Below are 13665 nucleotides of genomic sequence, written 5' to 3'. Positions count from 1 at the left end.
CTCATGGTGGTCCTCCGGTAAGCGGGATGTACGGGGCGGGTCAGGCGTGGGCGGTGGCGCGCTGGGCGGACAGGACCGTCCAGAGCGCCGCCGGGGTGGCGAAGGTCGCGGCCGTGAGGGCGTCCTCGGGGAACTCCACGCGGTAGGCGGCCTCCAGGCGGACGAGCAGCTCGATGGTGGCCATCGAGTCCAGGCCGGCCTTCTTCAGGTCCAGGTCCGCGGTGAGCGGCCCGGTCCGGTCCCGGCGCGGCAGCACCGAGGACAGCAGCTCCTCGAAGCCGGCGTCCCAGGGCGCGTCAGCGGTGGTCATCGGGTCTCCTTCAGGGTCGTGACGGGGTCGTACAGGGGCTGTACGGGGGTCGTTCGGGAGTCGTACGGGAGGGGCGGGAGCGCTCAGCCGGTGCGGCGGGCGTCCTGTTCGCGGCGCAGCCGCTGCTTGTCGGTCTTGCCGTTCGGGGTGAGCGGCAGCGCGGGCAGGGGGTGGCAGACCGCGGGGACCTTGGCGGCCTCCAGCCGTTCGGCGAGCTGCGCCAGTACGTCGTCGGGGGTCAGTTCCGTCACGGCGTACAGGGTCAGGTCATGGCCGTCGGCGGGAGCCAGGGCGGCGGCGGCCGAGACGCCGGGGATGTCCAGCGCGGCCGTCTCGATCTCCAGGGTGCCCATCCGCACGCCCTTGCGCTTGAACAGGTCGTCACGGCGGCCCTCGAAGTAGAGGTGGCCGTCGGCGTCGAGGTGACCGTAGTCGCCGGTGTGCAGGGTGACCTCGCCGGTGACCGGGTCGGGACGGAACCGCAGCGCGGTCTGTTCGGGGGCGCGCCAGTACCCGGACATGACGTGCGGGCCGCGTACCGCGATCTCGCCGACCGTGCCGGGCGGCAGCGGCCGTCCGTCGTCGTCGAGGATCAGCACCTCGGTGCCGTCCAGGGCGCGGCCCACCGAGCCCGGCCGCGCCAGGTCGCCGTCCGGCTCCAGCACGGTGATCCGCTTGCACTCGGTGGTGCCGAACATCGGGGACACCTGGGCGTGCGGGAAGGCGGCGCGCAGCTGCGCGATGACGGGCGCGGTGAGCGCGGCGCCGGTGTTGGTGAACAGGCGCACCGGCGGCGCCTCCCGGCGGTCGCGGGCGGACAGCCTCAGCAGCATCTCGCCGAGCGAGGGGACCAGCGGCACGACGGTGACCCGGTGCTCGTGCAGCGTGCCGAGCAGCCGGACGTGCCGGTCGGGTTCGCTCAGCACGGCCTCGGCGCCGGCCAGTACGGACAGCAGGACCTGGTAGAGCCCGTAGTCGAAAGAGAGCGGCACGGCCACCAGGACCACGTCGTCCGGGCGGTAGCGCAGGCGGGCCGCGATGGCCTTCGCGGCGAAGACGACGGGCGCGTGGGTGCTCAGCACGGCCTTGGGCGCCGAGGTGGAGCCCGAGGTGTAGATCAGCAGGACCGGGTCGCCGGGGCGCGCCTCGGCGTCCCGGCCGTCCGGCCCGGCGGCGTACCGCCGCGCGGCGGCCCGGTGGACCGCGTCCGGCGTGTGCACGGGGCGGTCGGTCAGCTCGCGGAGGGCGACGGCGTCCTGGCCGTCGTGCGCGACGAGCAGCGCGGGGTCGCAGTCCGGCACCACGGTCTTGAGGTGGAAGTGCTTCATCGCCGGGTTGACCGGCACGAACACCACGCCCCGGCGCAGGGCGCCGAAGAGCAGGGCGGTGAACTCGCGGACGTTGCCCAGCCGTACGAGGATGCGGTCCCCGCGGCGGACGCCCTGTCCGTCGAGCCAGTCCGCGTACGCGCGCGACCAGGCGTCCAGCTCGGCGTAGGTCCAGCCGCCCGCGGCGTCCCGCACCGCGGGCGCGCCGGGCCGGGCGGCCACCGCCGCGGCGAGCAGTCCGTGCACGGTGCCGGTGTCGGTGTCCGGCGCCACCAGTGTCTGAGTCGTCATCCAGCAACCTCGGTCGGCTCGGGTCGGAGTGGTCCCGGCGACCCTCGCGCGCGGCGCTGGAGCCGTACTGGAGCCGTGCTGGTCCCGCGCGGCCTGCCCGGCGCTCAAGTCGGCTGCGAGGTGACCGCCCGATGGTGACCGCGGGCAGCAAGCCCCCACGAAGACGACCCCGCCGTGACGACGTCCGACGGGGAAGGAGGCAGCACAGGATGAACGCGGATTCCCGGCAGGCCCCAGGTACGCACGCGGGTGAGCAGCCGCTGGACCTCGGCGTCTTCTTCTTCGCCGCGGTCGGCGACCAGGCGCGGGAGACCTACCGGCTGATGCTGGACGCGGCCCGCCGCGCCGACGAGCTGGGCTTCGGCTTCGTGTCGACGCCCGAGCGGCACTTCCACCGCTTCGGCGGTGCCTTCCCGAACCCGGCCGTCACCTCGGCGGCCATCGCCGCGGTGACCGAGCGGGTGCAGATCCGGGCGGGCAGCGTGGTCACCCCGCTGCACCCGGCCGCCCGCGTCGTCGAGGACTTCGCGATGGTGGACGGCCTCTCCGGCGGCCGGGCGGCGATCTCGGTGGGCTCCGGCTGGAACGTCAACGACTTCGTCATCGCGCCCGAGAAGTACGCGGACCGGCGCGCGCAGCTGGTCCGGGACGTGGCGGACATCCGCGCGGCCTGGCGCAGCGGGCGGTGGACCGGCACCACCCCGCTGGGCGACGAGGTCACCCTGCCGGTCTACCCGCGCCCGGTGCAGGACGAGCTGCCGGTGTGGGTGACCGCGTCGCGCAGCGAGGACACGTTCCGCGAGGCCGGCCGGCTGGGCTGCAACATCCTCACCCACCTGGAGAACCAGGACGTGGCCTCGCTCGCCGGGAAGACGGCGGTGTACCGGGCGGCCCGGACGGCGGCCGGCTGGACCACACCTGGCAAGGTCACGGTGATGATGCACACGTACGTCGCCGAGGACCCGGCCGAGGCCCGCCGCGTCGGCGGCGGCAGCCTCAAGGACTATCTGCTGACCGCCATCGACCTGGAGGCGCGGGCCGTCGGCGCCGGCGGCCGGATGAGCGGTGACAAGGCGGGCAGCGAGGTGCTCGCCGCCGAGTCGGCCCGGCGCAAGCTGGCCAACCTGGGCGTGGACCGCTACCTGTCCGGCAACGCGCTGATCGGCTCGGTCGAGGAGTGCACCGCGACCGCCCGCCGGGTGCACGCCGCCGGTGCCGACGAGATCGCCTGCCTGGTCGACTTCGTCGACGGCCCGCACCGGGTGCTCGCCTCGCTGGAACTGCTCGACGAGGTGCGCCGCGCCGCCGCACGGCCCGGTACGGCCGCCCCGGAGCCCGCCGTCCCCACCCCGGCCGGCTGACGCCCGCTCTCCCCTCTGGAGGTTGTCCCATGCCGACGATCCTCGCCGTCTCCGGCAGCCCGTCGCCGGTCTCCTTCACCCACCAGGTGCTGCTGCGCGCCGCCGAAGGGCTGCGCGCCCATGGCCACCGGGTGGACACCCTCGCGGTACGCGGCCTGCCGGCGGCGGCGCTGCTGGCCGGTGACACGGCCGACCCGCACCTCGCCGGCGCCGCGGCGCGGCTGGCCGGCGCGGACGCCGTCGTGCTGGCCACCCCGGTCTACAAGGCCGGGTGCTCGGGGCTGCTCAAGACGTTCCTCGACGTCCTGCCGCAGCACGCGTTGGCGGACAAGGTGGTGCTGCCGCTGGCCACCGGCGGCTCGCCGGCCCACGTCCTGGCCCTCGACTACGGGCTGCGGCCGGTCCTGATGTCGATGCGCCCGGCCGCGGTGGCGGAGAGCTGCTTCGTACCGGCCGGGCGGGCGCGGCAGGGTCCCGGCGGCCTGGACGCCGAGGCCGGCGCGCGCCTGGACGGCGCCACCGCCCGGTTCGCCGCCCTGGTGGACGCGCTCGGCGGCCACCGTACGGCGCACCGCCCGGCGCAGGCTGCCTGACCCGCGGGACCCGGCCGGCCGGCGGCGCCGCGCCCGCACCGACAGACATCACGACACACCACGGAAGAGGACCCCATGAAGGCTCTGGTTCTGGCCGGCGGGACGGGTACCCGTCTGCGCCCGTTCAGCTACTCCATGCCCAAGCAGCTCATCCCGATCGCCAACCGGCCCGTGCTCGAACGGGTGCTGGACAACATCCGCGACCTCGGCGTGACCGAGATCGGGGTGATCGTCGGCCACCACGGCAAGGAGATCGCCGATGTGCTCGGCGACGGCTCGCGGCTCGGCGTCGCGCTCACCTACATCCCGCAGGAGTCCCCGGCCGGCCTCGCCCAGTGCGTGTCGCTGGCCCGGGACTTCCTCGGCGACGACGACTTCGTGATGTACCTCGGCGACAACATGCTGCCGCAGGGCGTCGCCGAGGCCGCCGCCGAGTTCCGCGCCCTGCGCCCGGCCGCGCAGGTGGTGGTCCAGCAGGTCGCCGACCCGCGCGCGTTCGGCGTCGCCGAGGTGGACGCCGGGGGCGTGGTGCGGCGCCTGGTGGAGAAGCCGGCGGTGCCGCGCTCGAACCTGGCCATGATCGGCGTGTACTTCTTCACGCCCGCCATCCACGAGGCGGTCGACGCCATCGAGCCCAGCGCGCGCGGCGAACTGGAGATCACCGACGCCATCCAGTGGCTGGTGTCCCACGGCGCCACCGTGCGGGCCCAGGAGTACGCCGGGTACTGGAAGGACACCGGCAAGGTCGAGGACGTCCTGGAGTGCAACCAGATGCTCCTGGACGCCGTGGAGCGCCGCGTCGAGGGCGACGTGGACGGCGAGAGCGTGCTGATCGGCGCGGTCGTCGTGGAACCGGGGGCGCGCATCCGGCGGTCCTTCGTCGAGGGCCCCGCGGTGATCGGCGCCGGTACCGTGCTGGAGGACAGCCACGTCGGCCCGCACACCTCCATCGGCCGGGACTGCGTCCTGACCGGCACCCACCTGGACCACTCCATCGCCCTGGACGGGGTGACGGTCTCCGGCGTGCGCGGGCTGCACGGCTCGCTGCTCGGCCGGTCCGCCGCGGTGACCGGCACCCATGTCGCGCACCGCCACCACCGCCTGGTCGTCGGCGACCACACCCGGGTGGAGGTCGCGGCGTGAAGATCCTGGTCACCGGCGGCGCCGGGTTCATCGGCTCGCACTACGTCCGTACGCTGCTGGACGGCGGCTACGAGGGATACGAGGACGCCGAGGTCACCGTCCTCGACAAGCTCACCTACGCGGGCAACCGCGACAACCTGCCGGCCGCGCACCCCCGGCTCACCTTCGTCCAGGGCGACATCTGCGACCTGCCGCTGCTGCTGGAGGTCGTCCCCGGCCACGACGCGGTGGTGCACTTCGCGGCCGAGTCGCATGTGGACCGCTCGCTGGAGTCGGCGGCCGAGTTCGTCACGACGAACGTGGGCGGCACCCAGAACGTCATGGAAGCGGCCCTGCGCGCCGGCGTTCCCCGGGTGGTGCACGTCTCCACCGACGAGGTGTACGGCTCGATCGAGGAGGGCTCCTGGACGGAGGAGTGGCCGCTGCTGCCCAACTCCCCGTACGCCGCGTCCAAGGCCGGTTCGGACCTGGTCGCCCGCGCCTACTGGCGCACCCACGGCCTGAACGTCTCCGTCACCCGCTGCTCCAACAACTACGGCCCCTACCAGCACCCCGAGAAGCTGATCCCCCGCTTCGTGACCAGTCTCCTGGAGGGCGGCACGGTCCCGCTGTACGGCGACGGCGGCAACGTCCGCGAGTGGCTGCACGTGGACGACCACTGCCGGGCGATCCAGCTGGTGCTGACGCGCGGCCGGGCGGGCGAGATCTACAACGTCGGCGGCGGCAACGAGCAGACCAACCGGCAGATCACCGAACGGCTGCTGGAACTGACCGGCCGCGACTGGTCGCACGTGGTCGAGGTCGCCGACCGCAAGGGCCACGACCTGCGCTACGCGCTCGACGAGAGCAAGATCCGCGCGGAGCTGGGCTACGCGCCGCGCATCCCCTTCGAGGAGGGCCTGGCCGCCACGGCCGCCTGGTACCGGGACAACCCGGACTGGTGGAAGGCGGCCCGGGACGCGGCACCCGCGCACGACGCAGACCCGAACACCGAAAGGCAGCACCACGCATGACCGTGACCCACGAGACGGCGCCCGGACCGCAGGTCCTGGTCGTGGGCGCCGGGCCGGTCGGCCTGAGCGCCGCGCACGAACTGGCCCGGCACGGCGTCCGGGTCCGCCTGGTGGACGCGGCGGAGGGGCCGGCCACCACCAGCCGGGCGCTGGCCACCCACGCCCGTACGCTGGAGACCTACGACCAGATGGGCGTCCTCGGCGACCTGCTGCCGCGCGGCCGGCGGGTGGAGCACTTCACGCTGCACCAGAACGGCCGCCGCCTGATCCGCTTCGACACCGACTACAGCCGGCTGCCCACCCGCTTCCCCTTCACGCTCATGGTCGACCAGGCGGTCACCGAGGAGGTGCTGCGCACCGCCGCCGCCCGGCACGGCGTCGCGCCCGAGTGGGGCGTGCGCCTGGAGCACTTCGAGGACCGCGGCGCGGACGGCGTCCGGGCCCGGCTGCGGCACGCGGACGGCCGGACCGAGACGGTGACCGCCGGCTGGCTGGTCGGCTGCGACGGCGGCCACAGCACGGTCCGCAAGCAGCTGGGCCTGAAGCTGACCGGCGAGAGCAGCGAGACCTGGCTGATCGCGGACGCCTTCGTGGACTGCGACCTGCCGCAGGACAGCATCCACTGGATGCGCACGCCCACCGGGACGGTCATGATGGTGCCGTTCCCCGAGCCCGGCAAGTGGCGGCTGCTGGACACCGCGGAGACCTCCTACGGCGGGGACGACGCCATGGTGGCCCGGCGGTTCGCCGCGAAGATCCGTACCGGTACGGGCAAGCCGGCCGAGGTGGCGGAGCCCAGCTGGGTCTCGGTGTTCACCATCCAGCAGCGCATGATCGGGCGGATGCGCCAGGGCCGTGTGCTGCTCGCGGGCGACGCCGCGCACGTGCACAGCCCCGCCTCCGGCCAGGGCATGAACACCGGTGTGCAGGACGCGGTGAACCTCGCCTGGAAGCTGGCCGCGGTCCTGCGCGGCGAGGCCGCCGAGCCGCTGCTCGACACCTACAGCGAGGAACGGGTGCCGGTGGGCGCCGAGTTGCTGCGCACCACCCGGATGGCCACGATGCTGGTGCAGCTGCGCAGCCGCCGGGCGGCGGCCGCGCTGCGGACCGCGTTCACGGTGCTGCGCACCCTGCGTCCGCTGAAGGGCCGCATCCAGCGCAAGATCATGGGCGGGATGTCCGCGCTGGGCCTGTCGTACGCCGAGGGCCCGCTCACGTACGCGGCCGGGCCCGGGGCCCCGCGCGGCGCGCTGCGGCCGGGCGAGCGCGTCAGCCGGGTGGACGGCGCCGGGCACGCCGCCAGTGAGGGATGGCAGCGGCTCACGGACGAACTGGGGTGCCCCGGCTGGCTGTTGCTCACCTTCGGCGAGCTGCCCCCGGACACCGTGCGGGAGCTGCGGGACATCGCCGGACGGTACGGGGACGGCGTGCGGATCCGTACGGTCAACGGCGACCAGGCGGGCGGTGCGGCGACGCTGGCCGACCCCGGGAACCGGCTCGCCACCGCCCTCGGGGTGGCGCCCGGCGGCTGGCTGCTCGTACGGCCCGACGGCTACCTGGCCGCGCGCGGTGACTCCCCCACCGGGCCGGCGGGTGCCCTCGCGGCGCTGGGCCTGCGCCCGGCCGCCCGGGTCGCCGAGAGCGCCGCGCGCTGAGCGGCGGAACCGGCCACACGACGAAGCCCGCCTCCGGCACTGCCGGGGGCGGGCTCTCGTATGGCGTCACGGGCACGTCGTGGACGCGTACGTCGTCACAGCCGGGCGGCGGGCGGTGGAGGGGCGGCCGGACCGCCGCTCAGCTGCGCTCCGTTGGCCCGGTACAGCGCCCGGCACGTCGCGTAGTCCGGGAGCAGCCCGCGCTCCGCGGCCTCGGCCACGGTGGGCGCCGCGGCGTCCTTCTCCGAGAGCAGCGGTTCGCCGGTCAGCCACCGGGCCCACGGCAGCCCCAGCTCCGGGTCGAAGGCGCGCAGGTCCAGCTGGGTGCCGGGCCGGTATTCCGTCGAACAGAGGTAGCTGATGCAGGTGTCGTCGGTCAGCGCCACGAAGCCGTGCGCCAGGCCCTCGGCGACGAAGACCGCCCGGCCCTCCCGCGCGTCCAGCACGGTGCAGTCGTGCCGGCCGTACGTCGGCGACCCGACCCGTACGTCCACGACCACATCCAGCAGCACCCCGCGCACACAGCTGACCAGCTTGGCCTGGCCCGGCGGGATCGCCACCCCGTGCAGCCCGCGCACCGTGTTGCGCCCGGACACCGAGTAGTTGACCTGGCGCGGCACGAAGTGGTGGCCGGTGGCGGCGGCGAGGAGGTCGTACCGGTACGACTCGTGGAAGGTCCCCCGCGGGTCCGGCAGCAGCTTCGGGGTGATGCGGTACGCGTCCGGTACGGCGGTCTCTTCGATCCTCATGGGTCCCGGACCGTAGGGGGCCCGGCTCGAATCCTGGTAGCGCCGCGTGAGCGCCTGTCCAGCGGCCCGCGAGCGGCCCGCGCCACAGTGCCCGTCCCAACGGACGACCAGGAGGCGGGGACGGTGTCGGTGATCGACCGGACAGCAGACGGCGAGCGGGGTGGCGCGGCGCCCTCGGTGGTGGTGCTGGGCGCCACCGGGTTCGTGGGCCGGCACCTGTGCGCGGCCTTCGCCGCGGCGGGCTGGGCGGTGACCGGCGTCGCCCGCGGCACGCCGGCCGTGCCGCCGCCGTACCGCACGGTCGCCCTCGACCTCGTGCGGGCGGCGCCCGAGCGGATCACCCGGCTGCTCGCGGAGTGCGGCGCGCAGGTGGTGGTCAACGCGGCGGGCGCGGTGTGGGGCGTCGGCGAGGACGAGATGGCGCTCGCCAACACGGTCCTGGTGCGGCGGCTGGTGGCCGCCGTGGCGGCGCTGCCGGACCGGCCGCGGCTGGTCCAGCTGGGCTCGGTGCACGAGTACGGGCCCGGCCCGCGCCGCGGCATCACCGAGGACACCCCGGCCCGGCCCGTGACCCCGTACGGCCGGTCCAAGCTGGCCGGCGGGCTGGCCGTACTCGAAGCGGCCCGGGCGGGCCGGGTGGACGGGCTGGTGCTGCGCGTCTCGAACGTGTCCGGCCCGGGCACCGACCCGGTCAGCCTGCTCGGCAGGGTGGCCCGCCACCTCACCGCCGCGTCCCCCGGAGCGCTGCGGCTGGCCCCGCTGCTGGCCCATCGCGACTTCGTGGACGTACGGGACGTCGCGGACGCCGTGCTGGCCGCGGCCGGGTCCCCGGCCACCGGGCGGGTCGTCAATATCGGCGGCGGCCGGGCCGTGCCGGTCCGCGACCTGGTGACCCGGCTGACCGAACTGGCGGGCCGCGGCACCGAGATCGTCGAGGCGCCCGCCCCCGGCGGCCGGCCCCCGGAGGCGGAGTGGCAGCGCATGGACATCGGCCTCGCCCGGACGCTGCTCGGCTGGCGGCCCCGCCGCAGCCTGGACGACTCGCTGCGCGACCTGCTGGCCGAGGCGCGGACCGCCGCCAGGCTGCGACCCGTTGTCCAGTGCCGTTCAAGTCGGCCCGGCCACCATGGCCGCGACGGGTAACGGTGTGACGGACTTCGTGCCGAACCGACCATGGAGGCAGGCAAGATGAGCGAGACCAAGGCACGGATCCTCGATCAGGTGCGGGAGTACCACCGGGCGGCCGAGCCGGCCGGCGCGTTCGTCCCGGGCGTCAGCGAGATCTGGCCGTCGGGCGCGGTGCTCGGCCCGGAGGACCGGGCGGCGCTGGTCGAGGCGGCCCTCGACATGCGGATCGCGGCCGGCCGCGACTCCCGGCGCTTCGAGACGCGGTTCGCGCGCTACATGAAGCGCCGCAAGGCCCACCTCGTCAACTCCGGCTCCTCGGCGAACCTCCTGGCAATGACGGCGCTCACCTCGCCGCACCTGGAGGACCGCCGGCTGCGCCCCGGCGACGAGGTGATCACGGTGGCCGCCGGCTTCCCCACCACCGTCAACCCGATCCTGCAGAACGGCCTGGTGCCGGTCTTCGTCGACGTCGAGCTGAAGACGTACAACACCACCGCGGAACGCATCAAGGCCGCCATCGGTCCCCGCACCCGCGCCGTCATGGTGGCCCACGCGCTCGGCAACCCCTTCGAGGTCGCCGAGGTCGCACAGCTCTGCGAGGAGCACGACCTCTTCCTGATCGAGGACAACTGCGACGCGGTCGGCTCCACCTACGGCGGCCGGCTCACCGGCACCTTCGGCGACCTGACCACGGTCAGCTTCTACCCGGCGCACCACCTGACGATGGGCGAGGGCGGCTGCGTGCTGACCTCCAACCTGGCGCTGGCGCGCGTCGTGGAGTCGCTGCGCGACTGGGGCCGGGACTGCTGGTGCGAGCCCGGCGAGAGCGACCGCTGCTTCAAGCGGTTCCAGTACCAGCTGGGCACCCTGCCGGCCGGCTACGACCACAAGTACATCTACTCGCACGTCGGCTACAACCTGAAGGCCACCGACCTCCAGGCCGCGCTGGGGCTGACCCAGCTGGCCAAGGTGGACGACTTCACCGCGGCCCGGCGGCACAACTGGCAGCGGCTGCGGGCGGCGCTCGACGGGGTGCCGTGGCTGATCCTGCCGGAGGCGACGCTGGGCAGCGAGCCCAGCTGGTTCGGCTTCGTGCTGACCGTCGATCCCGAGGCGCCGTTCTCCCGCAAGGAGCTGGTGAACTTCCTGGAGGACCGGAAGATCGGCACCCGCAACCTCTTCGCGGGCAACCTCACCCGCCAGCCGGCCTACGTGGACGTACCGCACCGCGTCGTCGGCGACCTCACCAACTCCGACGTGATCACGGAGCAGACGTTCTGGATCGGCGTCTACCCGGGCCTGACCGACGAGATGACCGACTACATGGCGGCCTCGGTGCGCGAGTTCGTCGCCGCGCGGGGCTGAGCGCCCGTGTCCGGCCGGCCGCCGGGCCCCCTTCGACCACCGCACCACCGCACTCTTGACGAGGAGAGACCGTACATGTCGACGCATCTTGCGGAGCGGACGGAGCCGCAGCCGGCCGTCCGGCCCCGCGAGCCGGTTTCGGTCGCCGGCCGGCTCGCCCGCTCCGCCGCCGCGGGCCGCGGCCGGCTGTCCACCGAGGAGTTCCACCGCTGGTTCGCGGCGCGCGGGGCGGCGGGCCGCTTCCACGTCGAGCGCATCCCCTTCGCCGCGCTGCGCGGCTGGTCCTTCGCGCCCGGCACCGGGAACCTGGTGCACGCCAGCGGACGCTTCTTCAGCGTGGAGGGGCTGCACGTCACGGTCGACGACGGGCCGCACCGGGAGTGGTACCAGCCCATCATCAAGCAGCCCGAGGTCGGCATCCTGGGCATCCTGGCCAAGGAGTTCGACGGCGTCCTGCACTTTCTGATGCAGGCCAAGATGGAGCCGGGCAACCGCAACGTGCTCCAGCTCTCCCCCACCGTCCAGGCCACCCGCAGCAACTACACCAAAGTCCACCGCGGCACCGACGTGAAGTACATCCAGTACTTCACCGGGCCCGGCCGCGGCCGGGTGCTCGCGGACGTCCTCCAGTCGGAGCACGGCTCGTGGTTCCTGCACAAGAGCAACCGCAACATGATCGTCGAGGTGGACGGCGAGGTGCCCGCCGACGACGACTTCTGCTGGCTCACCCTCGGCCAGATCTCCGCGCTGCTGCACCGCGACAACCTCGTCAACATGGACTCCCGTACGGTGCTGGCCTGCCTGCCCGCGTACGCGCCGCCACCGTCCGCCGCCGGCCGGGACGGCTTCGGCCGGGCCCTGGCCCGCGCGCGGGACCCGGAGGCGGGCGCCCTGCACAGCGACGTGGACCTGCTGTCCTGGTTCACCGCCGAGCGCTCCCGTTACGACGTACGGGCCGAGCGGGTACCGCTCGACGGGCTGCCCGGCTGGACCCGCCGGGCGGACCGCATCGGCACGGCGGACGGCCGCTGGTTCGACGTGGTCGCGGTCGGGGTGCAGGCCGGCAACCGCGAGGTCACCGGCTGGACGCAGCCGCTGATCGAGCCGCGCAGCCGGGGTGTCGCGGCGTTCCTGGCCCGGACGATCGGCGGGGTGCTGCACGTGCTGGCCCACGCCAAGGTCGAGGGCGGCTTCCTGGACACCGTGGAACTGGCGCCCACCGTGCAGTGCTCGCCGGAGAACTTCGCGCGCCCGGGCGCCCGGCCCCCCTTCCTCGACCTGGTGCTCTCCGCGGCCCCGGACCGCATCCGCTACGACCGGGTGCACTCCGAGGAGGGCGGCCGCTTCCTGCACGCCGAGAACCGGTACCTGGTCATCGAGGCGTCCCCCGACGAGGCGCCCCTGGAGCCGCCGGCCGGCTACCAGTGGGTGTCCGTCGGCCAGCTCACCGCCCTGGTCAAACACGGCCACTACGTCAACGTGCAGGCCCGGACCCTCCTCGCCTGCCTCAACGCCATGGGACACCACCCGCATGACTGAACACCCCCTGCGCATCGCCGTCCTCGGTACCGCCGGCATCGCCCGCCGCCGGGTGCTGCCCGCCATGGCGGCGGAGCCCGGCGTCGAGCTGACCGCGGTGGCCAGCCGCGACGGGGGCCGCGCGCGGGAGGTGGCCGCCCGCTACGGGTGCGCTGCCGCCGACTCCTACGACGCGGTGCTGGAACGCCCCGACGTGGACGCCGTCTACGTCCCGCTGCCCATCTCGCTGCACGCCGAGTGGGCCGGGCGGGCCCTGCGCGCGGGCAAGCACGTCCTGGCCGAGAAACCGCTGACCACCGACCGCGCCGCGACCGCCGCCCTGCTCGAACTGGCCCGCACCCGCGGGCTGGTGCTGATGGAGAACGTGATGTTCGTCCATCACCCGCAGCACACGGTGGTCCGCGAACTGGTCGGCAGCGGGGCGATCGGGCAGCTCCGGGCGTTCAGCGCGGCCTTCGCCGTGCCCGCGCCGCCCCCCGGGGACATCCGGCACGACCCCGCGCTCGGCGGCGGCGCGCTCCTGGACATCGGCTACTACCCCGTGCGCGCCGCGCTGCACTTCCTCGGCGGCGGCCTGGAGATCGTCGGCGCTGCCCTGGAACACGCCCCCGGCTCGGCCGTGGAGACCTCGGGGGCGGTACTGCTCCGCTCCCCCGGGGGTGTGCTGGGCCAGCTGGCGTTCGGCATGGACCACGCGTACCGGTCGGTCTACGAACTGTGGGGCAGCAAAGGGACGATCCGCGTCGAGCCGGCCTTCACCCCGCCCGCCGACCACAAGCCCACCCTGTGGATCAGCGACGGGCGCGGGCCCCGCGAGCTGACCCTCGCACCGTACGACCAAGTGGCCGCCACCGTGCAGGCGTTCGTCCGCGCGGTGCGCTCCGGTGTCGCCGGGTCGCCCGACGCGGACCGGTGCCTGGAGCAGGCCACGCTGCTGGACGCCGTACGGGCCCGCGCAGCGCGCCGTCCGGGAGGAGACGAGACATGAGCACGGCCCACGAAACGCAAGGCGCTCGCGGGCGGGTCGCCGAGCTGCATGCCATCCGTGAGCAGGCCCGGCGCGGGCCCGGTGAGCGGGCGACCGCGGCGCAGCATGCCAAGGGCAAGCTCACCGCGCGTGAGCGGATCGGGCTGCTGCTGGACGAGGGCTCCTTCAGGGAGGTCGAGCCGCTGCGCCGGCACCGGGCCAC

Annotated in this window: 13 protein-coding genes; 10 read left to right on the top strand and 3 right to left on the bottom strand. The window is 74.3% G+C overall.

All coding sequences use genetic code 11. The annotated features are described in order from the left end of the window. Positions 1 to 40: 40 nt before the first annotated feature. The gene (locus tag ACH4FX_RS33655; RefSeq protein WP_398485236.1) at positions 41 to 310 is read right to left on the bottom strand and encodes a phosphopantetheine-binding protein; all 270 of its coding nucleotides are present in this window, start codon (positions 308 to 310) and stop codon (positions 41 to 43) included. An 83-nt stretch (positions 311 to 393) separates the two neighbouring features. After that, positions 394 to 1929 (bottom strand): class I adenylate-forming enzyme family protein, encoded by a 1536-nt coding sequence (locus tag ACH4FX_RS33650; RefSeq protein ID WP_398485235.1) that lies wholly within the window; start codon positions 1927 to 1929, stop codon positions 394 to 396. 209 nt (positions 1930 to 2138) lie between these two features. On the opposite strand from ACH4FX_RS33650, the gene ACH4FX_RS33645 reads away from it, so the two are divergent. The 5 genes from ACH4FX_RS33645 (at position 2139) to ACH4FX_RS33625 (ending at position 7694) form a co-directional block, all read left to right on the top strand. Then, the gene (locus tag ACH4FX_RS33645) at positions 2139 to 3290 is read left to right on the top strand and encodes a MupA/Atu3671 family FMN-dependent luciferase-like monooxygenase (RefSeq protein WP_398485234.1); all 1152 of its coding nucleotides are present in this window, start codon (positions 2139 to 2141) and stop codon (positions 3288 to 3290) included. Between the two features lie 29 nt (positions 3291 to 3319). Beyond that, complete coding sequence (gene ssuE, locus ACH4FX_RS33640; RefSeq protein WP_398485233.1) at positions 3320 to 3883, top strand: NADPH-dependent FMN reductase; 564 nt, start codon at positions 3320 to 3322, stop codon at positions 3881 to 3883. A gap of 75 nt (positions 3884 to 3958) precedes the next feature. Then, positions 3959 to 5026: a glucose-1-phosphate thymidylyltransferase gene (locus tag ACH4FX_RS33635; protein WP_398485232.1), complete on the top strand. Its 1068-nt coding sequence runs from the start codon at positions 3959 to 3961 to the stop codon at positions 5024 to 5026. Next, on the top strand, positions 5023 to 6039 hold the full coding sequence (gene rfbB / locus ACH4FX_RS33630; protein WP_398485231.1) for a dTDP-glucose 4,6-dehydratase: 1017 nt from the start codon (positions 5023 to 5025) through the stop codon (positions 6037 to 6039). The genes ACH4FX_RS33635 and rfbB overlap by 4 nt, the downstream gene beginning before the upstream one ends. Next, positions 6036 to 7694 (top strand): FAD-dependent oxidoreductase, encoded by a 1659-nt coding sequence (locus ACH4FX_RS33625; protein ID WP_398485230.1) that lies wholly within the window; start codon positions 6036 to 6038, stop codon positions 7692 to 7694. The genes rfbB and ACH4FX_RS33625 overlap by 4 nt, the downstream gene beginning before the upstream one ends. A 95-nt stretch (positions 7695 to 7789) precedes the next feature. On the opposite strand, the gene ACH4FX_RS33620 is transcribed toward ACH4FX_RS33625, so the two are convergent. After that, complete coding sequence (locus ACH4FX_RS33620) at positions 7790 to 8443, bottom strand: dTDP-4-dehydrorhamnose 3,5-epimerase family protein (protein ID WP_398485229.1); 654 nt, start codon at positions 8441 to 8443, stop codon at positions 7790 to 7792. Positions 8444 to 8566: 123 nt separating this feature from the next. On the opposite strand from ACH4FX_RS33620, the gene ACH4FX_RS33615 reads away from it, so the two are divergent. The 5 genes from ACH4FX_RS33615 to ACH4FX_RS33595 all read left to right on the top strand — a co-directional run. Beyond that, the gene (locus ACH4FX_RS33615; protein WP_398485228.1) at positions 8567 to 9586 is read left to right on the top strand and encodes an NAD-dependent epimerase/dehydratase family protein; all 1020 of its coding nucleotides are present in this window, start codon (positions 8567 to 8569) and stop codon (positions 9584 to 9586) included. A gap of 45 nt (positions 9587 to 9631) precedes the next feature. Further along, positions 9632 to 10936 carry a lipopolysaccharide biosynthesis protein RfbH gene (gene rfbH, locus ACH4FX_RS33610; protein WP_398485227.1) on the top strand — a complete coding sequence of 435 codons (1305 nt, stop codon included), beginning with the start codon at positions 9632 to 9634 and terminating at the stop codon, positions 10934 to 10936. 75 nt (positions 10937 to 11011) lie between these two features. Then, complete coding sequence (locus ACH4FX_RS33605) at positions 11012 to 12475, top strand: NDP-hexose 2,3-dehydratase family protein (RefSeq protein ID WP_398485226.1); 1464 nt, start codon at positions 11012 to 11014, stop codon at positions 12473 to 12475. Continuing rightward, entirely contained in the window at positions 12468 to 13463 is a 996-nt protein-coding gene (locus tag ACH4FX_RS33600) for a Gfo/Idh/MocA family protein (RefSeq protein ID WP_398485225.1), read from the top strand. The genes ACH4FX_RS33605 and ACH4FX_RS33600 overlap by 8 nt, the downstream gene beginning before the upstream one ends. Next, on the top strand, positions 13460 to 13665 hold a 206-nt coding region (locus ACH4FX_RS33595), incomplete at its 3' end, for a carboxyl transferase domain-containing protein (RefSeq protein WP_398485224.1). The genes ACH4FX_RS33600 and ACH4FX_RS33595, both read left to right, overlap by 4 nt.

It is taken from the genome of Streptomyces sp. NPDC018019 (assembly GCF_044327805.1).
GTDB lineage: Bacteria > Actinomycetota > Actinomycetes > Streptomycetales > Streptomycetaceae > Streptomyces.
Note: the sequence above shows the minus strand (reverse complement) of the source record. Positions and strands in the feature narration are given on the sequence as shown.